At 72.0% G+C, this 24,055-nt stretch carries 24 protein-coding genes; 16 read left to right on the top strand and 8 right to left on the bottom strand.

The features are described 5' to 3' along the window. The first annotated feature begins 37 nt into the window (after positions 1-37). The 7 genes from OG758_RS36630 to OG758_RS36600 are packed head-to-tail and all read left to right on the top strand — an operon-like array spanning position 38 to position 8,870. Positions 38-1,318, top strand: coding sequence for an ABC transporter substrate-binding protein (locus tag OG758_RS36630; RefSeq protein WP_326716160.1), 1,281 nt, complete (start codon positions 38-40; stop codon positions 1,316-1,318). Positions 1,319-1,359: 41 nt separating this feature from the next. Beyond that, complete coding sequence (locus OG758_RS36625) at positions 1,360-2,298, top strand: carbohydrate ABC transporter permease (protein ID WP_326713821.1); 939 nt, start codon at positions 1,360-1,362, stop codon at positions 2,296-2,298. A 14-nt stretch (positions 2,299-2,312) separates the two neighbouring features. After that, entirely contained in the window at positions 2,313-3,158 is an 846-nt protein-coding gene (locus OG758_RS36620) for a carbohydrate ABC transporter permease (RefSeq protein WP_326713820.1), read from the top strand. Positions 3,159-3,205: 47 nt separating this feature from the next. Beyond that, on the top strand, positions 3,206-4,204 hold the full coding sequence (locus OG758_RS36615) for a LacI family DNA-binding transcriptional regulator (protein ID WP_326713819.1): 999 nt from the start codon (positions 3,206-3,208) through the stop codon (positions 4,202-4,204). 31 nt (positions 4,205-4,235) lie between these two features. Further along, a complete protein-coding gene (locus tag OG758_RS36610; RefSeq protein ID WP_326713818.1) occupies positions 4,236-6,170 on the top strand; it encodes a glycoside hydrolase 5 family protein in 1,935 nt (644 codons plus the stop codon). Further along, complete coding sequence (locus tag OG758_RS36605; RefSeq protein WP_326713817.1) at positions 6,167-8,428, top strand: glycoside hydrolase family 3 N-terminal domain-containing protein; 2,262 nt, start codon at positions 6,167-6,169, stop codon at positions 8,426-8,428. The genes OG758_RS36610 and OG758_RS36605 overlap by 4 nt, the downstream gene beginning before the upstream one ends. Positions 8,429-8,477: 49 nt before the next feature. After that, positions 8,478-8,870: a YchJ family protein gene (locus OG758_RS36600; RefSeq protein WP_326713816.1), complete on the top strand. Its 393-nt coding sequence runs from the start codon at positions 8,478-8,480 to the stop codon at positions 8,868-8,870. A 15-nt stretch (positions 8,871-8,885) separates the two neighbouring features. Here the strand turns inward: OG758_RS36600 and OG758_RS36595 are convergent, their stop codons facing one another. After that, positions 8,886-9,587, bottom strand: a complete 702-nt coding sequence (locus OG758_RS36595; protein WP_326713815.1) for a FadR/GntR family transcriptional regulator — start codon at positions 9,585-9,587, stop codon at positions 8,886-8,888. Between the two features lie 130 nt (positions 9,588-9,717). Here OG758_RS36595 and OG758_RS36590 point away from each other — a divergent pair, with 130 nt between their 5' ends. From OG758_RS36590 to OG758_RS36575, 4 genes are read left to right on the top strand one after another with little or no spacing between them, the layout of a single operon-like run. After that, positions 9,718-10,263: a gluconokinase gene (locus OG758_RS36590; RefSeq protein ID WP_326713814.1), complete on the top strand. Its 546-nt coding sequence runs from the start codon at positions 9,718-9,720 to the stop codon at positions 10,261-10,263. A gap of 39 nt (positions 10,264-10,302) precedes the next feature. After that, entirely contained in the window at positions 10,303-11,700 is a 1,398-nt protein-coding gene (locus tag OG758_RS36585) for a GntT/GntP/DsdX family permease (RefSeq protein WP_326713813.1), read from the top strand. A gap of 46 nt (positions 11,701-11,746) precedes the next feature. Further along, on the top strand, positions 11,747-12,520 hold the full coding sequence (locus OG758_RS36580; protein WP_266931698.1) for an SDR family oxidoreductase: 774 nt from the start codon (positions 11,747-11,749) through the stop codon (positions 12,518-12,520). Between the two features lie 26 nt (positions 12,521-12,546). Further along, entirely contained in the window at positions 12,547-13,578 is a 1,032-nt protein-coding gene (locus tag OG758_RS36575; protein ID WP_326716159.1) for an L-idonate 5-dehydrogenase, read from the top strand. Positions 13,579-13,588: 10 nt separating this feature from the next. Here the strand turns inward: OG758_RS36575 and OG758_RS36570 are convergent, their stop codons facing one another. The 5 genes from OG758_RS36570 to OG758_RS36550 form a co-directional block, all read right to left on the bottom strand. Then, positions 13,589-14,233, bottom strand: coding sequence for a cytochrome b/b6 domain-containing protein (locus OG758_RS36570; protein WP_326713812.1), 645 nt, complete (start codon positions 14,231-14,233; stop codon positions 13,589-13,591). After that, positions 14,217-14,882: a molybdopterin-dependent oxidoreductase gene (locus OG758_RS36565; protein WP_266676222.1), complete on the bottom strand. Its 666-nt coding sequence runs from the start codon at positions 14,880-14,882 to the stop codon at positions 14,217-14,219. Before OG758_RS36565 ends, OG758_RS36570 begins: the two co-directional genes overlap by 17 nt. Positions 14,883-15,023: 141 nt before the next feature. Beyond that, positions 15,024-16,586 carry an APC family permease gene (locus OG758_RS36560; RefSeq protein WP_326713811.1) on the bottom strand — a complete coding sequence of 521 codons (1,563 nt, stop codon included), beginning with the start codon at positions 16,584-16,586 and terminating at the stop codon, positions 15,024-15,026. Between the two features lie 71 nt (positions 16,587-16,657). Further along, entirely contained in the window at positions 16,658-17,617 is a 960-nt protein-coding gene (locus tag OG758_RS36555; RefSeq protein ID WP_326713810.1) for a hypothetical protein, read from the bottom strand. A gap of 235 nt (positions 17,618-17,852) precedes the next feature. After that, positions 17,853-19,520, bottom strand: a complete 1,668-nt coding sequence (locus tag OG758_RS36550; protein WP_326713809.1) for an FAD-binding dehydrogenase — start codon at positions 19,518-19,520, stop codon at positions 17,853-17,855. 186 nt (positions 19,521-19,706) lie between these two features. Between OG758_RS36550 and OG758_RS36545 the strand changes: the two genes are divergently transcribed. Genes OG758_RS36545 through OG758_RS36530 form a run of 4 tightly spaced genes read left to right on the top strand, consistent with a single transcriptional unit; the run spans position 19,707 to position 21,969 of the window. Continuing rightward, on the top strand, positions 19,707-20,597 hold the full coding sequence (locus OG758_RS36545; protein ID WP_326713808.1) for a DMT family transporter: 891 nt from the start codon (positions 19,707-19,709) through the stop codon (positions 20,595-20,597). A gap of 37 nt (positions 20,598-20,634) precedes the next feature. Then, positions 20,635-21,213, top strand: a complete 579-nt coding sequence (locus tag OG758_RS36540) for an NUDIX hydrolase (RefSeq protein ID WP_326713807.1) — start codon at positions 20,635-20,637, stop codon at positions 21,211-21,213. A 10-nt stretch (positions 21,214-21,223) separates the two neighbouring features. Then, complete coding sequence (locus OG758_RS36535) at positions 21,224-21,616, top strand: YidH family protein (protein ID WP_266668769.1); 393 nt, start codon at positions 21,224-21,226, stop codon at positions 21,614-21,616. Beyond that, a complete protein-coding gene (locus tag OG758_RS36530) occupies positions 21,613-21,969 on the top strand; it encodes a DUF202 domain-containing protein (RefSeq protein ID WP_326713806.1) in 357 nt (118 codons plus the stop codon). Before OG758_RS36535 ends, OG758_RS36530 begins: the two co-directional genes overlap by 4 nt. 60 nt (positions 21,970-22,029) lie before the next feature. Here OG758_RS36530 and OG758_RS36525 read toward each other — a convergent pair whose 3' ends face one another. Continuing rightward, positions 22,030-22,965 (bottom strand): NADP-dependent oxidoreductase, encoded by a 936-nt coding sequence (locus tag OG758_RS36525; protein WP_326713805.1) that lies wholly within the window; start codon positions 22,963-22,965, stop codon positions 22,030-22,032. An 86-nt stretch (positions 22,966-23,051) separates the two neighbouring features. On the opposite strand from OG758_RS36525, the gene OG758_RS36520 reads away from it, so the two are divergent. Next, complete coding sequence (locus tag OG758_RS36520; protein WP_116502976.1) at positions 23,052-23,348, top strand: hypothetical protein; 297 nt, start codon at positions 23,052-23,054, stop codon at positions 23,346-23,348. A 99-nt stretch (positions 23,349-23,447) separates the two neighbouring features. Here the strand turns inward: OG758_RS36520 and OG758_RS36515 are convergent, their stop codons facing one another. Continuing rightward, on the bottom strand, positions 23,448-24,041 hold the full coding sequence (locus tag OG758_RS36515) for a TetR/AcrR family transcriptional regulator (RefSeq protein WP_326716158.1): 594 nt from the start codon (positions 24,039-24,041) through the stop codon (positions 23,448-23,450). Positions 24,042-24,055: the final 14 nt, after the last annotated feature.

The following is a 24,055-nucleotide window of genomic DNA, read 5'->3' as shown; positions in this document are numbered from 1 at the left end:
CCGTAACCCCGGTTGGAGACATACCGCTGTGCGCTCTGTGCCCTCGACGATGAGCCGGCGCGGATTCCTCGCCGCCGGCGGCGGACTCGCCGCCGCCTCCGCCCTGTCCGGCTGCTCCGCCCTCGCCGCCGCCGACGACGACCCCGGCACCCTCGTGGTGCACAGTCAGCTCGGCACCACCGCCCCCGGCTCCCCCACCTACCTCTCCGCCCTGGACCGTTTCCGCAAGGAGAACCCCGGTCTCAAGGTCAGGAACCTCGTCAACGGCGACGACCTCGCGCAGGTCTACGAGACCTCGCGGCTGGCCCGCAAGGAGCCGGACGTCGTCATGGTGAACCTCTACGACAAGACGCTGGCCTGGACCGATGTCGGCGCCACCGTGGACGTGAAGGGCTACCTCGACGACTGGGGGCTGCGCGAGCGGGTGCTGCCCGTGGCCCTGGACGCGTGGACCGACGGCAAGGGCCGGGTGAGGGCCTTCCCCTACTTCGCCACCAACTGGCCGATCGCCTACAACCGGGCGCTCCTCGACAAGGCGGGCGTCGACCGCGTCCCGGCCACCGGCGACGAACTGATCGCCGCGGCGGGCAAGCTGCGCAGGAAGGGCATCGCGCCCGTCACGGTCGGCGGCAACGACTGGACCGGCCAGAAGCTGCTCGCCCAGATCATCCAGACGTTTCTGACCGAGGACGAGGCCAGGCACGTCTACGCGACCGGGGACTTCGGCGGCCGGGGCGCACGGCAGGGGCTCGAGTACTTCGTGGAGCTGCGCGACGCCGGGGTGTTCGCCGACAAGGCCCAGGGCCTGACGTCGGACTCGATGACCACGCAGTTCAACACGCAGGCCGCGGCGATGCAGTCCGCCATGTCGTCGGCCCTGGCGAAGGTGCCGGCCGAGGTGGCGCGGCACACCGACGTGGGTGGCTGGCCGCTGGCCCCGGGGGCGGCGCACGACAAGCCGACGATCCTGCGGACGTACACGCTGATCGGCTTCTGGATCAGCCCGAACGGCACGAAGAAGATCGACGCCGTCGAGAAATTCCTGCGGTTCATGTACCGCCAGGACACCGTCTCGCGGTTCATCAAGGAGGCCGGGCGCGACATGGCGCTGCGGTCCGACACGGTCAGCTCGGACTTCCCGCTGGTGGCGGCTGCGCAGCGGCTCGGCGGTGACGTGAGCCAGGTGCTGCTGCCCGACCTGTTCGTCCCGCCGGCGGCGACGCAGCCGCTGATCACGGCGACGAGTACCTCCTTCACGCGCGGCACGAGCGCGGCCAAGGTCCGCTCGGTCCTCGAGGCCGCGTACCGCGGCGCCTGACCGCACGCCCCCCTCTCTCCTCATCCGTAAGGGAGTTGCTCATGACGACGATGACGTCGACAGCGGGCGAGACCGCGGTCCGCCGCCCCACCCCGTCCTCCCCGGACGCCGCCCGGCGGCCGCGCCGCCAGGGCGGCACGATCCTCGCCCTGCCCGCCCTCGTCTGGTACCTGGTCTTCATGGTCGGCCCGCTGGTCGCCATCTTCGTGGTCGCCGCCCTGCGCTGGCCGGGCATGCTGCAGCCCGTCTCGTTCGCCGGGTTCGACAATGTGCGCACGGTCCTCGACGACCCGGTGTTCTGGGACGCGGTGAGCAACACGGCGATCCAACTCGTCGTCGCTGTCCCGGTGATGGTCGTGTGCGCGTACATGCTCGGCTACTACGTCGCGCAGAAGCCGCCCGGTCACAAGGTCATCCGGTATCTGCTGTTCATCCCCGGGCTGATCTCGACGCCGGCGAAGGCGATGGTGTTCTACGCGGCGCTGTCCCCCGACGGCCTGGTCAACGGCGGCCTGAAGGCGGTCGGGCTCGGCTCGCTCGCCGACGCGTGGCTCGCCTCCCCCTCCACCGCGCTCGCCTGCCTGATCGCGCTGGACATCTGGGCCGGGATCGGCTTCACGGCGGTGCTGTTCGCGGCGCGGCTCGGGAGCGTGCCCGAGGAGATCGGCGAGGCGGCGCAGCTGGACGGCGCCGGACACTGGCGGACCATGTGGCGCATCCACTTCCCCGTGATCCGCGACTACGTGGGGGTGGTGACGATGCTGCAGTTCCTGTGGACGCTCTTCGGGTCGGCCCAGCATGTGCTGCTGCTGACGCAGGGCGGCCCCGGCAGCTCGTCGACAACGCTGTCGTTCCTCGTCTACCAGAAGGCGTTCATCGCGGCCGACCTCGGCTACAGCCAGACCGTCGGTGTCTTCCTCTTCCTCACCGGGCTCGTCGGACTGCTCGCCATCCGGCGCGCGTTCCGCCAGAACCACTGATCGGAGCCGTCGCCATGAAGTCCGCCAAGCACAGCCGCCTCGGCAGGTCCTGGCTGCCCGCCCACATCCTCGTCTGGCTCTACGCGGTGCTCCTCGTCGTGCCGCTGTACTACTTCGTCGCCTCGGCGTTCAAGACGAACGAGGAGATCTTCGCCAGTCCGTTCGCGCTGCCGTCGTCGTTCGGCCTCGGCAACTTCGGTACCGCCTTCCACAGCGCCGACCTCGGGCTCGCGGTCGTCAACTCGGCCCTGGTGACAGTGTTCTCGCTCGTCCTGACGCTGGCGCTCTCGATCCCCGCGGCATTCGCGCTGGCCCGGTCGACGGGCCGGCTCGCGTCCCTGGTCGAGAGTGTCTTCTCGCTGGGGTTCCTGATCCCGACGTTCGCGGCGCTCTTCCCGACGTTCCTGCTCGCCGCGGCCACCGGCCTGTTCCACACGCGCACGTTCATGATCCTGTTCCTGCCTGCCACGGCGATGCCGCTCTCGGTGGTGATCCTGGTCCAGTTCATGCGGACCGTCCCCAGGGAGATGGAGGAGGCGGCCCGCATGGACGGCGCCTCGACCTTCGCGGTGCTCCGGCACGTGTACACGCCCATGTGCCTGCCCGGCATCGCGACGGTACTGCTCCTGAACTTCCTGACGTTCTGGAACGAGTACCTGTACTCGCTCGTCATCATCGGCCCGGACCCGGCGCAGCGCACGGTCCAGGTGGCGCTGCCCACGCTGAAGTCCATCACCGGGACGGACTACGGGGTCCTGACCGCGGGGACCGTCCTCACCCTCGTACCGGTGTGGATCGTCTATACGGTGCTCCAGAAGCGGATGCAGCAGGCACTCGTCAGTGGGGCGGTGAAGATGTGAGCGGGACCCGACCGAAACGGCCGACCGGTCGTCCGACCATCAAGGCGGTGGCGGCCGCGGCGGGGGTGTCGACGGCCGCGGTGTCTCAGGCGTTCAACGAGAAGGGCCGGCTCGCCGAGCCGACCCGGCGGCGGATCCTCGACGCGGCGGCGGAGCTCGGCTGGTCGCCGAGCGCGTCCGCCTCGGCGCTGCGCAGCGCGCGTACCCGCACGCTCGCGCTCGTCGTGCGCAGGCCCACCGACGTGCTCGGGGCCGACCCGCACTTCAGTGAGCTGATCACCGGTATAGAGGGCGAGTTGGCGCCGCGCGGCTACGGTCTGCTCCTGCATCTCGTCGCCGGTGTCGACGAGGAGAGCGCGCTGTACGAACGGCTCGCCTCGGAGGGCCGGGTCGACGGTGCCGTCCTGACGGACGCGCGGGCCGACGACCCGCGCCCGGCGCTGCTGCGCCGCATCGGCCTCCCGTCGGTACTGCTCGGCGCGCCCGACCCGGAGGCGTCCGTGCCGACCGTCGGGCTCGGCAACCAGGGGGCGGGCGTCCACGAGGCGGTCGACCACCTGCTCGGGCTCGGCCACCGGCGCATCGCGTACGTCTCCGGACCCGCCGAGCTCCAGCACACCCGGCTGCGCCGCACGGCTTTCGAGGAGACGCTCGAACTCGCCGGGCTCCGTCCCGCCGCCGTCCTCAGCACCGACTTCTCGGAGTCGGCCGCCGTCGCCGCGACCGAGGAGCTCATCGGGCGCGCCGAGCGTCCGACCGCGATCGTGTACGCCAATGACTCGATGGCCGTGTGCGGCATCGGCACCGCCCAGCGGGCCGGCCTCGCCGTGCCCCGGGACCTGTCCGTCGTCGGCTACGACAACCTCCCCCTCGGCCGCTGGCTGCACCCGCGCCTGACGACCGTCGACCAGCAGGTGCAGCGGGTCGGCGCGGCCGCCGCGCGCGTGCTGCTCGCCCGGTGCGGCGAGGACGTCCCCGAGACACCGCTCGAAGGGCGCCCGCACCTGGTCGTCCGCGAGTCGACCGGCCCCGCAACCCCCTGTTAGATCCCGCATTTCAACGGAGCTAGGTACCACCATGCGACGCCACAGCGCCCACCTCACCCACGACTCCGCCGTCCTGCCCTGGCTCGGCGCCAACTTCTGGTCCCGCAGCGGCGGTCCCCTGATGTGGCGCGACTACGAGCCGAAGACGGTGCGCGAGGAACTGGCGGTGCTGCGCGAGCACGGTCTGAACATGACCCGCTCGTTCTTCTACTGGCCCGACTTCCACCCCGAACCGCACCGGATCGACGAGGAGTTGTGCGAGCGCTTCCGCGACTTCCTCGACGCGCACACCGAGGCGGGCATGGGCACCGTACCGACGTTCATCGTCGGTCACATGTCCGGCGAGAACTGGGATCCGGCCTGGCGCGGGGGCCGGGACCTGTACGAGGACGTGTGGATGGTCGGCCGCCAGGCGTGGTTCGTGTCGCAGATGACGCGCCGCTTCAAGGACCACCCGGCGGTCACGGGCTGGCTGATCACCAACGAGATGCCGGGCTACGGGCGGATCTACCAGGTCGACCCGCCCTCCAGTGACGTCGTCACGGCGTGGGCGCAGGCCATGTGCAACGCGGTGCGCGCGGCCGGAGGCACCCAGCCCGTCTCCCTGGGCGACGGGGCGTGGGGCATCGAGGTGACGGGCCGCGACAACGGTTTCTCGCTGCGGGACACCGCCGAGTACGTCGACTTCGTGGGCCCGCACGTCTACCGCTCCGACACGGACCGGCCGCGCCAGCACTACCGGGCCGCGTTCGAGTGCGAGCTCGCGGCCGTCACGGGGCAGCCGGTGGTCCTGGAGGAGTTCGGCCTGTCGACGGACACGGTCTCCGCCGAGAATGCGGGCGTGTACTACCGCCAGACCCTGCACAACTCACTGCTCGGCGGCGCGACAGGCTGGGTCGCCTGGAACAACACGGACTACGACGATCTGTGGGACCGGTCCCCCTACGACCACCACCCCTTCGAGATGCACTTCGGCATCACGGACAGCACGGGCGCCCCGAAGGCCCCGCTCGTCGAACTTGCCGCGTTCGCCGAGGTGTTGGAGCAGGTCGACTTCGCGCGCTGCCGCCGCTCGGACGCCGGGGCCGCGCTGGTCGTGCCCGCCTTCCTGGAGCGCGGCTACCCCTACAGCCGCCCCGCCGACCGCCCGCTCATCTTCACCTCGCTCCACCAGGGGTACGTCGCGGCGCGCGCCGCCGACCTGGCGGTGGGCCTCACCCGGGAGGCGGACGGCATCAGCGAGGACGCGTCGCTGTATCTCCTGCCCGCGACACGGCAGTTGACGACGCGCACCCGGCGCGCGCTCGCGCGGCGCGCCGCCGAGGGAGCGACGGTCTACCTGTCCTTCTGCTCGGGCGAGCACCCCGGCACGCGCGGGCCCTGGTTCGACGACCTGGACGGGCTGTTCGGGGTCGAGATGCAGCTGTCGTACGGGGTGGCCGAGCCGATCGAGGACGACGTCCTGGAGATGACGTTCACGAAGGACTTCGGGGGCATCAGGGCCGGTGAGACCCTGCGCTTCCCCGTCGCGGGCAACGAGGACAGCCGGGCGTACCTGCCGGTCGAGGCGCGCGACGCGGAGGTGGTCGCCGTCGACGCGCACGGCCGCCCCGCGCTGCTTTCGCGGGCCACGGGTCTCGGCCGCACCGTCCTCGCGACGTACCCGCTGGAGCACATGGCCGCCCGAACGGCGCACGTCAACCCGGAGCAGACGCACCGGCTGTACGCGGCGCTCGCCGAGGTCGCCGGTGTGGCCCGGCCCGTGACGGTCGGGAGCCCGTACGTGTCGGCCGATGTGCTGGTCCATGAGGACGGGCGGCGGTTCGTGTGGCTGGTGAGCCAGTCCGGGCAGGAGGTGGCGGTGCGTCCGGAGACGGATGGAACGCTGCACGACGCGGGGACGGGCGAGCCCGTCACGGACGTCACCCTGGACCCGTACGGCGTGCGCATCCTGGAACTGCGATGAGTGAGCCGCTGTACCGCGATCCTGCGGCCCCGGTGCCCGGGCGTGTGCGGGACCTGCTCGGCCGGATGACCCTCACCGAGAAGGTCGGGCAGCTCAACCAGCGGATGTACGGCTGGCAGGCGTACGAGCGCACCGGCTCGGGCCACCGGCTCACGGACGCGTTCCGCTCCGAGGTCGCCGCGTACGACGGCATGGGCGCCCTGTACGGGCTCCAGCGCGCGGACCCGTGGTCCGGGGTGACGTTCGCCGACGGGATCACGGCGGCGGACGCGGCGGGCGTCGCGGACGCGGTACAGCGGCACATGGCCGAACGGACGCGCCTCGGCATCCCGGTGCTCCTGGTCGAGGAGGTCCCGCACGGCCACCAGGCGCTCGACGGCACCGTCCTGCCGGTGAACCTGGCCGTCGGCTCGACGTGGGACCCGGACCTCTACGAGGAGGCGGCGGCCGCGGCTGCGGCCGAACTGCGGGCCAGGGGTGGCCATCTGGCCCTGGTGTCCGCGCTCGACCTCGTCCGCGACCCGCGCTGGGGCCGGGCCGAGGAGTGCTTCGGCGAGGACCCGTATCTGGCGGCCCGGTTCACCGAGGCGCTCGTACGGGGTATGCGGCGGTCCGCGGTCGGCGTGGTGCTCAAGCACTTCGCGGGCCAGGGTTCCTCGATCGGCGGGCGCAACAGCGCGGCCACCGAGCTGGGCGCCCGCGAGCTGCACGAGATCCACCTGGCGGCGGCGCGGGCGGGGGTCCGCGAGGGCGCCGCGGGCGTGATGGCGGCGTACAACGAGTTCGACGGCCTGCCGTGCGCCGCGAGCCGGTATCTCCTGACTGAACTCCTACGGGAACGCTGGGGATTCGACGGCATCGTGATGGCGGACGGGGGCGCGCTCGACCGGCTGACGCGGCTGGCCGGCGATCCCGCGGCGGCGGGCGCTCTCGCCCTGGCGGCGGGCACGGATCTGAGCCTGTGGGACGACTGCTTCCCGCGACTCGGGGAGGCCGTCGAGCGGGGGCTCGTGGCGGAAGAGACCGTGGATACGGCGGTGGAGCGTGTCCTCGCGCTCAAGTTCCGCCTCGGCCTCTTCGAGCGGCCCTACGTCGGAAAGCCTGAACGGAACTCCGATGTGCGGGAGTTGAGCGAGCGCGTGGCCCGGGAGTCGATCGTGCTCCTGGAGCACGACGGGGTGACGCTGCCGATCAGCCCTTCACTGCGCCGCATCGCGGTCGTGGGTCCCGGCGCGGACTCCGTTCCCGGCCAGATCGGGGACTACACCGCGCCGCAGCGGCCCGGCTCGGGTGTCACCGTGCTCGACGGGATCCGGGCGGGGGCCGCTCCCGGCTCCGAAGTGACGTACGCGCGCGGCTGCGAGCTCGTCGGCGGCGATCTCTCCGGCGTGCCGGAGGCGGTCGCTCTGGCCGCATCGGCGGACGTGGCCGTGCTCGTCCTCGGCGGGTCGAGCGCCCGCGAGGCCGACGCGCGCTTCGAGGCCAACGGGGCGGCCGTCGTCTCCTCGGGGAACCCGGTCGGCATGACCTGCGGCGAAGGCGTCGACCTGGCCGATCTGCGGCTGCCCGACGGGCAGTCGGCGCTGCTCGACGCGGTGGCAGCGACGGGCGTCCCGGTCGTCGTGGTCCTCGTCCAGGGCCGCCCGCACGCGCTGCCCGACCTCACGGGGAAGGCGAAGGGCGTGCTGTGTGCCTGGTATCCGGGGCCGTGGGGCGGACGGGCGGTGGCCGACGTCCTGTTCGGGACCGCGTCGCCGGCGGGCCGGCTCCCGGTGTCGGTGCCGCGGTCCGCCGCGCAGCTGCCGGTGTTCTACAACGCCAAGGACCACGGCTACCGCGGCTACGTGGACCAGAGCGCCACCGCGCGGCACTCCTTCGGTCACGGCCTCTCCTACTCGACGGTGGAGTACGCGGCGCCCCGCCTCGCGCACGCCACCGTCACGGCCGGTGAACCCGGCACCACGTGCTCCGTCACGGTGACGAACTCCGGGACGCGGCCCGTGCGCGAGACGGTGCAGCTGTATGTGCGCCGGGTGTCGGGGGGTACGTCGTGGCCGCGTGTGCGGGAGTTGCGCGGGTTCGTACGGCTCGACCTGGAGCCCGGCGGGAGTGCGGAGGCCGTGTTCGCCGTCGACGTCGAGGCGCTCGCATCGGTCACCCGCGACCTGGAGCTCGCCGTGGAGCCCGGCGAGTTCTCGATCGAGACGGGGCCCTCGTCGGACCGCACGCGGGGCGCGGCACTGACCGTGACGCGATGACAGGGGTGGGGGCCGGGTGATCGGCGGCGGAGCTGGTTGAATCGTCCGCATGTCACGCCCCGCCCCCACCTGCCCCTGCGGGCTCCCCGCCGCGTACGACGCCTGCTGCGGCCGGTATCACTCCGGACGAGCGAACGCGCCGACCGCCGAGGCCCTGATGCGGTCCCGCTACTGCGCCTTCACCGTCAAGGACGCCGCGTATCTGCTGCGGACCTGGCACCCGGCCACCCGGCCCCCGGCCGTCACCTTCGAGCCGGGTATGAAGTGGACCGGTCTGGAGATCCTGGGGACGACCGAGGGTTCGGCCTTCCACAGCACCGGCACCGTGACCTTCCGGGCCCGCTACACCGACGGCGGGCGGCCCGGCGCGCTGCACGAGCGCAGCAGGTTCATCCGGCTCGACGGCGCATGGGTGTACGTCGACGGCGACTTCATCGAATAGTGCGCGCCGGCGCGCTCAGGGCGCGAGGATGTCCAGTTCCTCGAGCGCGCCCACCGCGATCTCGCGCGTGAGTGCCTCCGCGCGGGCCGCGTCCCCCTCGCGGACGGCCTCGGCGACGTGCACATGGAGTGACACGGCCGCCGGGTCCGGGTCCTCGAACATCACCTGGTGGTGCGTGCGGCCCGCGAGGACCTCCGCGACCACGTCACCGAGCCGGGCGAACATCTCGTTGCCCGACGCGTTCAGGACGACCCGGTGGAACTCGATGTCGTGGACGAGGTACGCCTCCAACTGCTGGCCGCGTGACGTGGCGACCATGCCGAGCGCGCACTCGGTGAGCGCCGCGCACTGCTCGGCCGTGGCCTGCGTCGCGGCGAGGCCGGCCGCGACCGGCTCGACCGCGGAACGCAGCACCGTGAGGGAGCGCAACTGCCGCGGCCGGTCCGCGCCGGCCAGCCGCCAGCGGATGACCTGCGGGTCGTAGACGTTCCACTCCTCCGTGGGCCGGACGGTCACGCCGACCCGGCGCCGGGACTCCACGAGGTGCATCGACTCGAGCACCCGTACGGCCTCCCGCATGACCGAACGTGACACCTCGAACCGCTGGGCCAGCTCGTCCGTGCGCAGCACGCTGCCCGGTGGGTACTCCCCGGCGGTGATGGCGGGGCCGAGGTTCTCCAGTACGTGGGCGTGCAGCCCCCGGCCCTGTGTGGTCATGACGTCAGCGTACGAGGCGGGTCGACGGAATAAAAAGTCAGACTTTTATGTCACAGTCTCTTGAATTTGTCCGACCATTTAGGTTTCAGTGGCGTGACACAGCGATGTCGAAGAAGACAGCGAGGACGCGATGAAGACACGACGCACCCCCCACGTCGTCGTAGTCATGGGCGTAGCAGGGACCGGCAAGACCACGATCGGCCCCCTGCTCGCAGACAGGCTCGGCGTCCCGTACGCCGAGGGCGACGACTTCCACCCGCCGGCGAACATCGCCAAGATGTCGGCCGGCACCCCCTTGACCGACGACGACCGGTGGCCGTGGCTCGACGCCATCGGCGAGTGGGCGCACGGACGGGCGGGACTCGGCGGCGTCGTCAGCAGCTCCGCCCTCAAGCGGAGCTATCGCGACCGGCTCAGGGCCGAGGCCCCCGGAGTCGTGTTCGTCCACCTCACGGGTGACCGCGCCCTGATCGAGGACCGGATGTCGCACCGCCAGGGGCACTTCATGCCCACGGCCCTGCTGGACTCGCAGTTCGCCACGCTCCAGCCGCTCGCGGCGGACGAGGCGGGCGTCGACGTCGATGTGTCGGGCAGCCCCGAGGAGATCACGGAGCGGGCCGTCGCGGCCCTCGCCGACCTCGAAGGCCAGTCCCCGTCCCCCAGCGCCCGGCGCTGAAGTAGTCCCAGAAGTCCCCACCCACACCAAAGGAAAACCGTGACCAGTCTCAGCGTCGAGACGCTGGCAGCGGATGCCGTCGAACCGATCACCTCGGCGGGCCACGCCCAGCTGGGGATCGCCGTCCTCGCGGGCATCGCTGTCATCGTTCTGCTCATCACGAAGTTCCGGGTCCACGCCTTCCTGGCGCTGACCATCGGTTCTCTGGCCCTGGGAGCCTTCGCGGGCGCCCCGCTCGACAAGACCATCGTCAGCTTCACCGCGGGCCTTGGTTCCACCGTGGCCGGTGTGGGTGTGCTGATCGCGCTCGGCGCGATCCTGGGCAAGCTGCTCGCCGACTCGGGCGGCGCCGACCAGATCGTCGACACGATCCTCGCCAAGGCGGGCGGGCGCGCCATGCCGTGGGCGATGGTCCTGATCGCCTCGGTGATCGGTCTGCCGCTGTTCTTCGAGGTCGGCATCGTGCTGCTGATCCCGGTCGTCCTGATGGTCGCCAAGCGCGGCAACTACTCGCTGATGCGCATCGGCATCCCGGCCCTCGCCGGCCTGTCGGTCATGCACGGCCTGATCCCGCCGCACCCCGGCCCGCTCGTCGCGATCGACGCCGTCGGTGCCAACCTCGGCGTCACGCTCGCCCTGGGTGTCCTCGTCGCCATCCCGACGGTGATCATCGCGGGTCCGCTGTTCTCGAAGGTCGCCGCCCGCTGGGTGGATGTCCAGGCCCCGGACAAGATGACCCCGGCCCGGGCCAGCGACGACCTGGAGAAGCGTCCCAGCTTCCGCGCGGCCGTCGCCACGATCCTGCTCCCCGTCGTCCTGATGCTCGCCAAGGCGCTCGTCGACATCGTCGTGGACAAGCCCGAGCACACCGTGCAGCGCGTCTTCGACGTCATCGGTTCGCCGCTGATCGCCCTGCTCGCCGCCGTGATCGTCGGCATGTTCACGCTGGGCCGCGCGGCCGGGTTCACCAAGGACCGGCTGTCCTCCACCGTCGAGAAGTCGCTCGCCCCGATCGCGGGCGTCCTCCTCATCGTCGGCGCGGGCGGCGGCTTCAAGCAGACCCTCATCGACTCGGGCGTGGGCCAGATGGTCCTCGACATCTCCAAGGACTGGGCGATCCCGGCCCTGCTGCTCGCCTGGCTGATCGCGGTCGTCATACGCCTCGCCACGGGCTCCGCCACCGTCGCGACCATCTCGGCGGCCGGACTCGTGGCGCCGCTCGCGGCCGACATGTCGACCGCGCACACGGCCCTGCTGGTCCTCGCGATCGGCGCCGGCTCGCTCTTCTTCAGCCACGTGAACGACGCGGGCTTCTGGCTGGTGAAGGAGTACTTCGGCCTGGACGTCGGGCAGACCATCAAGACCTGGTCCGTCATGGAGACGATCATCTCGGTCGTCGCCGGTGGTCTGGTCCTGCTGCTGTCCCTGGTCATCTAGCCACCTCGTGATCTGGCTCCCTTCGGAGCGACTGGAGTACTGAGCGATGACCCACCCCCTCTTCGACATCAGCGGCCGCACGGCCCTGGTGACCGGTTCCAGCCGCGGGATCGGGTTCGCCCTGGCCCGCGGCCTCCTGGAGGCCGGCGCGACCGTCGTCCTCAACGGACGTGACGAGTCCGCCCTCGCGGACGCGGCCGAGCGGCTGTCGGAGCAGACGGGAAACAGCCCGGTCCACACCGCGGCGTTCGACGTCACGGACGGACCGTCCGTCGCCGCCGGGGTCGCCGGGGTCGAGGAGCGGGTGGGTCCGCTCGACATCCTCGTCAACAACGCGGGCATGCAGCTGCGCGCCCCGCTCCTGGAGTTCACCGACGCCGACTGGCACCGGGTCCTGAACACCAATCTGACGAGCGCGTTCCTGGTGGGCCGCGAGGCGGCCCGCGGCATGGTGGAACGCGGTCACGGAAAGATCATCAACATCTGCTCGCTGCAGAGCGAGGTCGTGCGGCCCGGCATCGCGCCCTACGCCGCCACCAAGGGCGCCCTGAAGATGCTCACCAAGGGCATGTGCGCCGACTGGGGCCCTTCCGGGGTCCAGGTCAACGGGCTCGGCCCCGGCTACATCGAGACCGAACTGACCGAACCGCTCGTCCGTGACGAGGAGTTCAGCGCCTGGGTCCGCCGCAGGACCCCGGCCGGCCGCTGGGGCCGCACCGACGACCTCGTCGGCGGCACCCTGTTCCTGGCCTCCCCCGCGTCCGACTTCGTCAGCGGGCAGATCCTCTACGTCGACGGCGGCATGACGAGCGTTCTCTAGAAGACCTCATGGCTGGAGGAGACCTGATGCTGGGCTGCGTGATCCACGGCGCGGGAGATCTGCGCGTCGACGAACTCCCCTCCCCCGAACCCGGCCCGGGCCAGGCGCTCGTCGCCGTCCGCTACGGCGGGGTGTGCGGGTCGGACCTGCACTACTGGCGCCACGGCGGCGTCGGCGACTTCCGGCTCCAGGAACCCATGCTGCTCGGCCACGAGGTCGTGGGCACGGTCCTGTCGTACGGGGTCGGGGCCACCGGTCCCGCGCCCGGCACGGCTGTCGCCGTGCACCCGGCCACCCCCTGCGGAACCTGCCCCGAGTGCGTGGACGGGCGGCGCAACGTGTGCCGTGACACCCGCTACCTGGGCAGCGCGGCCCGCACCCCGCACGTCCAGGGCGGCTTCGCCGCGCGGATCGCCGTTCCCGCCGGCCAGTTGAGGGCCGTGCCCGACGGGCTTCCGCTCGACCGGGCCGCCCTCGCCGAGCCCCTCGCGGTGGCGCTGCACGCGGTGCGCCGGGCGGGCCCGGTCGCGGGCAGGCACGTCCTGGTGACCGGAGCGGGCCCGATCGGCTGCCTCGTCGTCGCCGCGGCCAAGGCCGCCGGAGCGGCACATGTGACCGCCACCGACCTCCTCCCCGAAGCCCTCCGTTACGCGCGGCTCGCCGGCGCCGACACCCTCGTACGCGCCGACGACCCGGCCGACAAGGGCTGGCCCGACGAGGCCGACACGGCTGTCGAGGCGTCGGGCGTGGCCGCCGGGCTCGACAGCTGCCTGCGCCATGTGCGGCGCGGCGGTGTGGTCGTCCAGCTGGGGATGCTGCCGCCGGGGCAGAGCCCGTTCGCGGGGAACCTCGTGGTCAGCCGGGAGATCGAGCTGCGCGGGGCGTTCCGCTTCGACACGGAGTTCGACGACGCGCTGCGCCTGCTCGCCGGGCGGCCGGGGCTCGCGGAGCTGATCAGCGCGGTGGTCCCGGTGGCGGCCGCGGAGTCGGCGTTCGCGCTGGCCGCGGACCGCGCACGGGCGTGCAAGGTCCTCCTGGACTTCGGCGCGGGCGCGTAATACGGCGCCGTCACGGCAGCCACTCGCCGTGCTCGCGCTCGGCCCACTCCCTCCCCACGAACCCGGTCCGGATCCCGAGCCGCGCCTCGGGGTCCGCCCACGCCTTCGCGATGTGCCCGGCGACCACGATGCCGAGGGCGAGGGACAGCCAGTCGTGCACGAAGGTGCTGCCGGTGCGCCAGGTCAGGGGCACGATGGGGGTCCCCCCTGCTCGGGCGAAGCCGAGAGCTTGGGGGAGGGTGGACCACATGAGCAGGCCCGTACCGAGCATCACCAGGACCGCTCCCGCGAGCCAGCCCGCGTACAGTTTCTGGCCCGCGTTGAACTTGCCCGCGGGCCTCGGGCCCGAGCGGCGCAGGGCGGAGCGCAGCCAGGTGCGGTCGTGCGGGACGAAGCGGTTCAGGCGGCGCAGGTCGGCGCGGAAGGCGCGGGACGCGAGGCCGGCGAGGTAGGGCGCGGGCAGCAGGAGACCGGACCACTCGTGGAGCCTGACCACGAGTTCGCGGCGGCCGACGAGCTCCGCGAACTGGGGTACGTACAGGCAGGCCGCCGTCAGGATGCACAAGCCCATGAGGGCCGCCATGGACCAGTGGACCCAGGTCTCGGAGCGGGTGAAGCGCCTTACGCGCGCCGGGAGTTCAGTGGGTGGGTTCATCGTCGCGTCCGTTCGAGCGGCCGACCCACGCGTCCACGTCGTAGCCGCGGTTCTCCCAGTAGCCGGGTTCGACGCGGTCGGTGACGGTGATGCCGGACAGCCATTTCGCCGACTTGTAGAAGTACATGGGGCCGACGTAGAGCCGGACGGGCCCGCCGTGGGTGTGGCCGAGGGGCTTGTCCTGCATGCGCAGCGCGACGAGCACGTCCGCGCGGCGGGCCTGCGGCAGGGTGAGGCTCTCGCTGTACGTGCCGTCGAAGCAGGTCAGCCGCAGCGCCTTGGCCGAGGGCCGGACGCCGGCCGCGTCGAGGATGCTGGACAGGCGTACGCCCTCGAAGGGGGTTTGTGGCACGCGCCATCCGGTGACGCACTGGACGTCGCGCACGAGCCGGGTCTGCGGGAGCGCCCGCAGCGCGGGGAGCGTGTAGGTGGTGGGCCGGTCGACGAGGCCGTCGACGGTGAGGCGGTAGTCGGCGGCCGATCTGTGCGGGACGGAGGAGGCGACCGAGTAGTAGCGGAAGCCGCCGCCGTTCGGCAGGAGGTCCGTCAGACCGGTGGGGTCCTTGTCCGCGGCGCTGCCGAGGAAGGATTCGAGGCCGCGCTGGAGGGTGGGCGCGGCGGCGACGCCGAGGGCGCCGAGTCCGAGCATGCCGAGGACGAGGCGGCGGCCGACGGGCGCGCCGCGCTCCTCGTCCCGCTCGGGCGGTACGGGTTCTTCCGGGTTCACACACTGATTCGAGCACCCGTGGCCTCTGAGGGCCAGGGGCCACGGGTGTTCGTCAGCGTTCTGTCACTTCTCGGCGGGCCCGCCGGCCGCCTTCTCCAGCTGGAACGCCTCGTTGCCGAGGCCGATCCCGGCGTGCGCCTCGGGGTTGCGCCCGCGCAGGACGAGGCCGTGGACGAGGCCGATGACGGCGGCCAGCGCGATGATGCCGGGCAGCACCCAGTTGAGGGAGGAGCCGGGGCCCGAGCCGACGAGGACGTCGAAGTCCTTGACCGTGTAGAACGCGATGACGAGCAGCGCGATCCCGGCGATCCCCGACGCGACGAGGCGCCAGATCTGGGCGCCCGCGGCGCCGCGCCTGACGAAGAAGACGATCACGGCCAGCGAGGCGGCGGCCATCAGCAGGATGATGCCGAGCGCGCCGACGTTTCCGCCCCAGGTGAAGAGCTTGAGCACGGGCGCCGTCGGGTCGCCCGCCTTGCCGTCGTCGGTGACCGCGAAGGCCACGACGACGATCAGGGAGAGGGCGGTCTGGAGCAGGGAGCCGGTGCCGGGCGCGCCGCTGGAGCTGTTGGTACGGCCGAAGGTGGCGGGCAGCAGGCCCTCGCGGCCCATGGCGAAGGCATAGCGCGAGACGACGTTGTGGAAGCTGAGGAGCGCCGCGAACATGCCGGTGACGAACAGGACATGGACGATGTCCGTGAACGTGCCCCCGAGTCTGCTCTCCGTCAGGAAGAACATCAGGCCCGCGCTCTGCTTCTGCGCGGTCGGGATGATCGCGGAGGGTCCGGCGGCGACGGTGAGCGCCCAGGAGCTGATGGCGAAGAAGACGGCGACGAAGCCGACCGCCATGAACATCACGCGCGGCACGAGGATGTGCGGGCGGCTGGTCTCCTCCGCGTACACGGGCGCCTGCTCGAAGCCGGTGAAGGCGGCGATGCAGAAGCACAGGGCGGTGCCGACGCCCGCGCCGGTGAGGGTGTCAGGGTTGAAGGCGTGCAGCGACAGGCCTTCCTTGGCCGGGTCGCCGATCGCAGCGACGTCGAAGACGACGACGAGCGCGACCTCGACGAGCAGGAGTACGCCGAGCACGCGCGCGTTCACGTCGATCTTCAGCAGGGCGAGCGCGCCGACGGCGAGCACGGCCACAAGCGCCGGGATCCACCAGGCGATGCTCAGGTCGAGATAGGTGGCGAAGAGGTTGGACACCTCGAAGCCGAACATCCCGTAGATGCCGACCTGGAGGACGCTGTAGGCGACGAGCGCGACCAGGGCGGCGCCCGCGCCGGCGGTCGGGCCGAGACCGCGGGATATGTACGCGTAGAAGGCACCGGCGTTGTGGACGTGCCGGCTCATCTCGGCGTAGCCGACGCTGAACAGGGCGAGGACGACGCCCAGGATGAGAAAGAGCAGCGGCTGCCCGACGACGCCCATCACGGCGAACGTGGTGGGCATGACGCCGGCGACCACCATGAGCGGGCCCGTCGCGGCCAGCACGGACAGGAGCAGGCCCGCCGTGCCGAGGCGGCCGGCGCGCAGGGCGCTGTCCTGCCCCTTGAAGGTGCTGATCCCCGCGTCGGACTCGGGGGGTCGTGCCGTGTCGCTCGTGCTCGAACTGCCCGTCGTCATGGCGGGGTTGTCCCTTCCCTGTGGATGAGCGCTGCTGGTGCGGATGTCTGGGGTTTTCCGGGGGCGTCGTCCTAGGCCGTGCCGAGCGCGGCAGCGCGCGCGGCACGGAACGCTTCGTGCGGATCGCGGTCCGGGTACGACCAGGGGGCGGCGGTGGCGTGCCGGCCGATGCGGTGGAACAGCGCTGCGGCCTCCGCGGGCCTGCCCTCGCAGGACTTGGCGTGGGCGAGGAAGTTCAGGTCGACGCGGCCGCGCGGATGGGCGGGGCGCTCCGGAGTGCCCCATTCGAGCCACCAGTCGAAGGCGGTCTTCATCACGAGACGGGCGCGGCGGCCCGTCCAGTGTCCGGACGCCTTGGGGTCGGGCGGTTCGCTGCCGGCGGCGGCGAGGACCCGGTAGCGCTCGGCGTGAGCGACCACGGGGAGGACGGCGAGCGGTGAGCCGTGGCCCGCCTGTTCGGCGGCCCAGGACGCGAAGTCGTACACCTCGTGCAGGGGGTCCTGGCCCGCGTCGGGGCGGCGTTCGGCGAGCCTGGCGACCATCAGGTGGTGGGCGTGGTGGTGCTCGGCGTGGCGGTGGCGGATCTCGTCGAAGAGGCGGACGACGTCCTCCTCGCGGCCCATGTCCCGTTCCAGGAGCAGGAGTCCGAGCCAGGGCGTGGGGTCGGCGGGCACGAGGGCCGCCGCGTCGCGGCAGGCGTCGCGGGCCTTCTCGGGGCGCGTCTTGCCGATCCGGGCGCGCTGCACGGCGGCGAGGGCGAGCAGGACGGCCGCGTCGGCGGATTCGGGTTCGGCGAGCCGCCAGTCCCTGACCCATGCGGTGGTCGTCGGTTCCTCGGCGAGGACGACGATGCGGTGGCCGCGGCGGTCCCAGTCGTCGCCGGTGGCCGAGATCAGTTCCCTGACCTCGGTCCAGCGCCCCTGAGCGAGGGCCGCGCGGGCGGCGACGAGGTCGCTGTCGTCGAGCGCGGAGTCGAACGGGGGAGCGGCCCGCTTGCGGGCACGCCCGAGTGGTGGCGGGGGTGGGGGCACCGCGGGAAATCCTCTACGACGCGGCTTGCTTGAGGTGATCACGCACAGCAAAGCGGTACCGGGCGCTCCGAGTCAAGAGCAGACCAAGGAATGGTCTTCACCAACTCGTTTCACAATCCTCCGAGTTCACCCTCGCGATGCACCAATTCCCGCTCCCACCTGGGCAGTTGAACTGATGACACGAGACAGCACCCCGAACCAGGAAGCGGGGTCCGGGGTGCTGTCAAGGCAAGATTCAGCCGGTCGCGGCGGCCGCGGCGCGGCCCGCCGTGCGGCCCGAGAAGAGGCAGCCGCCGAGGAAGGTCCCTTCGAGGGAGCGGTAGCCGTGCACTCCCCCGCCGCCGAACCCGGCCGCCTCCCCCGCCGCGTACACGCCCGGCAGCGGCTCGCCGCCCTCGGTCAGGACGCGCGAGGACAGGTCGGTCTCCAGGCCGCCGAGGGACTTGCGGGTGAGGATGTTGAGGCGCACCGCGACCAGCGGGCCCGCCTTCGGGTCGAGGATGCGGTGCGGCGCGGCGGTGCGGATGAGGCGGTCGCCGAGGAACTTGCGGGTGCCGCGGATGGCGGTCACCTGGAGGTCCTTGGTGAAGGGGTTGACGATCTCGCGGTCGCGGGCGACGAGGGTGCTCCGCAGCGCGGCCTCGTCGATCAGCGGACCCGACGACTTCTCGGCGAGGGCGTTCATGCCGCGCACCAGGGCCGGGAGGTCCTTCTCGATGACGAAGTCGGCGCCGTGGTCCATGAACGCCTTGACGGGCGCCGGCACGTCGGCACGGGCGCGGTCGATGACCCCGCGCACGGACTTCCCGGTCAGGTCGGGATTCTGCTCGGAGCCGCTGAGGGTGAACTCCTTGCCGATGATGCGCTGGTTGAGCACGAACCACGTGTAGCCGTATCCGGTCTTCATGATGTGGTCGAGGGTGCCGAGGGTGTCGAAGCCGGGGAAGAGCGGCACGGGCAGACGCTCGCCGCGCGCGTCGAGCCAGAGCGAGGACGGGCCCGGCAGGATGCGTATGCCGTGCTTGTCCCAGATGGGGTTCCAGTTCTCGATGCCCTCGGTGTAGTGCCACATGCGGTCGCGGTTGATGAGGTGCGCGCCCGCGTTCTCCGTGATCCCGAGCATCAGGCCGTCGACGTGCGCGGGCACGCCGGAGAGCATCTTCTCGGGCGGGGTGCCGAGGCGCTCGGGCCAGTTCGCGCGGACGAGGTCGTGGTTTCCGCCGATGCCGCCGGAGGTGACGATCACCGCCTGCGCCTTGAGCTCGAAGGAGCCCGTGACCGTACGGCTGCTGCCCTGGCCGCGTTCGATGGACGACGGTTCGAGGACCTCGCCGGTGACGGTGTCGACGGCGCCGGCGCTGCGGGACAGGCCGGTCACCCGGTGTCGGAACTTCAACTCGACCAGACCGCGCGCCGCCCCCTCCCTGACCCGGCGCTCGAAGGGCGCGACGAGGCCGGGGCCGGTCCCCCAGGTGATGTGGAAGCGCGGCACCGAGTTCCCGTGCCCGTTCGCGTCGTAGCCGCCGCGCTCCGCCCAGCCGACCACGGGGAAGAACCGGACGCCCTGCTGGTGCAGCCAGGACCGCTTCTCGCCCGCGGCGAAGTCGACGTACGCCTCGGCCCACTTGCGCGGCCAGTGGTCCTCGGCGCGGTCGAAGCCGGCGGTGCCCATCCAGTCCTGGAGCGCGAGCGCGTGGCTGTCCTTGATCCGCAGGCGGCGCTGCTCGGGCGAGTCGACGAAGAAGAGGCCGCCGAAGGACCAGTGCGCCTGCCCGCCGATGGACTGCTCCGGCTCCTGGTCCAGGAGGATCACCTTGCGGCCCGCGTCCACGAGTTCCGCCACCGCGGCGAGCCCGGCGAGGCCCGCCCCGATCACGATCACGTCCGCGTCGTACGTCGTCATTGGGGTCCGTCCCTCTCGAAAGTTACCGGTGGGTCAGATCTTGGGTACGGGGGTGGGCGGCGTCAACCTCACCGACCGGGTCACTCGCGGGGCAGCCCGTGCCGCAGGGCGCTATCGTCGGCCTTACACCCGTGCAACGACCCGCCCATGGCCGATCTTGATACCTGCATTCTCGAGGTGCGCAGCGTGTCGGTTCTCGTACTCGTCCTCGCCGTCTCCGCGGCCTTCTGCCTGGGCATCGGATTCGTGCTCCAGCAGAACGCGGCGCAGCACGCCCCGCTGAACGACTTCCTGTCGCCGCGCCTGCTCCTCGACCTCGTACGGGTCCCCCGCTGGCTGTTCGGCATAGGTTTCATGGTGTGCGGCATGGTGCTCGGCGCGATCGCGCTGGGCAACGGGGAGATCTCCCTCGTCGAACCGCTGCTCGCGACCAACCTCCTGTTCGCGCTCGCCCTCTCGCGCCACCAGACGCGCCAGCCCCTCGGCAAACAGGGCTGGTCGGGGCTGGCCCTCCTCGCGGGCGGGGTGACGGCCTTCATCGTGGCGGGCGAGCCACGCAGCGGCGACGCCGTCACCGACCCGCTGCGGCGCTGGCTGATCATCGGCCTGATGGTGGGCGGCGCGCTGCTGCTCACCGCGTACGCGAAGAAGTCACGGATGAGCTCGGCCCCGGTCCTGCTGGGCGTGGCGGCCGGGCTCCTCTACGGAGTACAGGACGCGCTGACGCGGATGAGCGGTCAGCTGTTCTCGTCGGGCGGCTGGGGTGGGTTGGTCACCAGCTGGCAGCCGTACGGGGTCCTGGCGCTCGGCATCACGGGCCTGATCCTGGTGCAGAGCGCCTTCGAGATGGCGCCGCTGCGGATGTCGCTGCCCGCGCTGACGGCCGCGCAGCCGCTCGCGGGCATCGCGTGCGGCGTCGGCTTCATGGGCGACCAACTGCGCACGGACGCCGGGGCGCTCGCCTGGCAGGCGACCGGGCTCACGGCGATCGTGGCGGGGATCGTGCTGCTCGGGATGCATCCGGCGATGCCGACCACGGGCCCTCGGGAGGGGGACCGGGCAGGGGTCGGGGTCTGATCCCCCGGGGGGCCGCCGGGTCTGGTCTCATGGGCGCATGACCCCTCCCAGCGATCCCCCGCACGCCGCTGACGCCCCGGATCCGGCAGCGGAAGTCCTCGACATCGTCGACGAGCACGACCGGGTGGTCGGGCAGGCACCGCGCGGCGAGGCCTACGCCCGCGGACTGCGCCACCGGTGCGTGTTCATCCAGGCCAGGGACGGCGCCGGCCGGATCTTCGTGCACCGGCGCACTCCGACGAAGCTGGTGTTCCCGTCGCTGTACGACATGTTCGTCGGCGGCGTCGTGGGCACCGGGGAGTCCTACGACGACGCGGCGCTGCGCGAGGCGGAGGAGGAGCTCGGCGTCTTCGGGCTGCCCCGCCCCGAGCCCCTGTTCAAGTTCCTGTACGACGGCGGGGCGGGTCGGACCTGGTGGTCGTACCTGTACGAGGTGCGCTGCGAGCTGCCCGTGAACCCGCAGGCGGAGGAGGTGGCCTGGCACGACTTCCTCACCGACGAGGAGCTGGAGCGGCGGCTGCCCGAGTGGCCGTGGGTGCCGGACGGGCTCGACGCGTACGAGCGGCTGCGGGCCTACCGCGCAGAGGCCGCGGGCCTGCCCCGGCCGCCCGGATAGGGTCGCCCCCGTGATCGAATTTGTGCGCAGTGTCCGCCTCTGGTTCGCGCCCGAGCGGGTGCGGGACGACGGCGATACGCCCGACTACCGCTTCTCGCTGGCCAACGAGCGCACGTTCCTGGCCTGGCTGCGCACGGCGCTCGCCCTGATCGGCGGCGGGTTCGCCGTGGACCAGTTCCTGCCGGACCTGCGCTGGGCCTGGCGGGCCGGTCTCGCGCTCGCGCTGCTCGCGGCAGGCGCTCTGTGCTCCCTGCGGGCGGTCAGCCACTGGGTGCGCTGCGAGCGGGCGATGCGGCGGGGCGAGGACCTGCCCGTCTCGCGGTTCCCGGCACTGCTGAGCGTGGTCGTGGCGCTGGTGGCCGTCGCGATGGTGGTGGTCGTGCTGGCCGGGTGGGCGGGGTGAGCGGCCCGTCGCAGCCGCCCGGCGACGGACGAGGCGGCGCAGCGGCGGCCGGGCGCGACCCGGGGCTCCAGCCCGCGCGGACGCGGCTCGCCTGGCGGCGGACGACACTGTCGTGCACCGTGGCGGCGATCCTCGCGGCCAGGGCGGCACTGCACGGCGGCACGGACACGCTCGGTGTGCTGGGCGCGGCCCTGTGCTTCCTGGCGTGGCTGGGGTTCCTGGCGGTGGCGCACCGCCGGATCCGCGATCTGGCACTGCACGAGGCGCGGCCGCCCGTGATGACCGCCCGCGCGGCCGTGGTGGCGGTGACCTGCTCGGTGGCGTTGGCCGCGTTCGCGGCGCTCGTGGTGTGACGCCCCCGACCCGGTGGGGGCTGTCGCCGATCCTCGGCAGCCGGTCGGGCATTCGGTCGGTCAGTCGGTCCACGGCACAGTGACCACGATCTTGCCCCTGGTGCGGCCCTCGGCACTCAGCCGCTGGGCGTCGGCGGCCCGCTCCAGCGGGAACGTCTCGTCGACGTGCACCGTGACCACGTCCTGTTCCGCGAGGTCAGCGAGGCGCGCGAGGTCGGCGGCGTCGGGGCGCACGAAGACGTAGCGGCCGCCCAGGTCGACGACCGAGGCGTCCGCGATGGACGCGAGACGGCCGCCCGGAGCGAGCAGGTCCGCGGACACCTTCAGGGCCTCCCCGCCCACCGTGTCGAACACGGCGTCCACGCCCTCCGGCGCGAGGGCCCGCACGCGTTCGGCGAGGCCTTCCCCGTACGTGACGGGTTCGGCGCCCAGCTCCCGCAGGAAGTCGTGGTTGCGCTCGCTCGCCGTGCCGATGACGCGGGCGCCGAGATGACGGCCCAGCTGGACCGCGATCGACCCGACGCCGCCGGCCGCCGCGTGGACGAGCACCACGTCGCCCTCCTGCACGGCGAGGGCGCCGGTCAGGACCTGGTAGGCGGTGAGCCCGGCGAGCGGCAGTCCGGCGGCCTCCTCGTAGGTCAGGTTCCGGGGCTTGCGGGCCAGGGTGCGCACGGGCGCGGCGACGTACTCGGCGAACGTCCCGTGGGAGAGGAAGTCCTCGCGCACGTAGCCGATCACCTCGTCGCCGGTGACGAACTCGGTGACGGAGGCGCCGGGTTGGATCACGACGCCGGACACGTCCCAGCCGGGGATCACCGGGAAGACGGCGTCGAGCACCGGGTCGAGGTAGCCCTCGCGGGCCTTCCAGTCGACGGGGTTCACCGCCGCGGCCCTGACCTTCACCAGGACGGAGTCGGGCCCGACCTTGGGGTCGCGCGCCTCCCCGTACTCGAGCACCTCGGGACCGCCGTAGCCGCTGTAGCTGATCGCCTTCATCCGACGTACTCCTCGCGACGGTCACAGGAACAGGCACAAGATTTCCATAACGGAATGATTCGGGCATTTCCGGCTAGCCTGGCTTCATGACCACTCTCCACCAGGAACACCCCGTCCACGAGCACACCCACGGCGAGGGCTGCGGCCACACGGCGGTGCCGCACGGGGACCACGTCGACTACGCGCACGAGGGGCATCTGCACGCGGAGCACAACGGCCACTGGGACGAGTGCGAGCCCGGCGCCCACACCACGCACCAGGGCCACGAGCACCAGCACGGCCAGGACTGCGGGCACCAGGCCGTCACCCACGGCGATCACGTCGACTACGTCCACGACGGTCACCGGCACGCGCAGCACGACGGCCACTGGGACGACCACTGACGGTCCGGGGCAGTGACGCGGTGACCGCGTGACAGCGAAGGGCCCCGCACTCGGCGTGAGTGCGGGGGCCCTTGGCCGTGTCTCCGGGCCTGAGCGGCGTCAGGGACGCAGTGCGCGCAGCAGCAGGTCCGCCAGGTGGTCCGCGACCTCCTGCGGGGCGAGCGGGCCGCCCGGGCGGTACCAGGTGGAGAGGTGGTGCACCGACCCGAAGTGGTAGTCGACCACCAGGTCGGCGGGCGTGGCCGTGGAGAACACACCGGCCTGCTGGCCCTCCTCGATCAGGGCCCTGAACCGCTCGTGGTAGCGCCGCCGCTCGGACCGCACCTGCTTGTTCTTGTCCGGGCTGAGGTGGTGCATGGAGCGGAAGAAGATCGACGCGTCGTCGAGGTTCTCGATGGTCGTGACCACCACGTCGGCCGCCGCGTCGCGCAGCCGCTGCTCCACGGGCGCGTCGGCGTCCGCGAACGCGTCGAGGCGCTCCTGCTGAAGGCGCAGCACGCGCGCGTACACCTCGTGCAGCAGGTCGTCCTTCGAGCCGAAGTAGTGGTAGAGCGCGCCCTTGGTGACGCCGGCCGCCTCGACGATCTCCTGCACCGAGGTGCGGTCGTAACCGCGCTCGGCGAAGAGCCGGGTGGCGGCGGCGAGCAGCCTCTGAGGGACGGGCGTACCGTCTCCGTCCGACGTCCTGGGCACTGCCGCCACCTGCC

Origin of the sequence: Streptomyces sp. NBC_01474, from assembly GCF_035918215.1 — a bacterium.
Taxonomy (GTDB): Bacteria; Actinomycetota; Actinomycetes; order Streptomycetales; family Streptomycetaceae; genus Streptomyces; species Streptomyces aureus.
The sequence above is the reverse complement of the archived record's forward strand: the minus strand, read 5'-3'. Positions and strand labels throughout refer to the sequence as shown.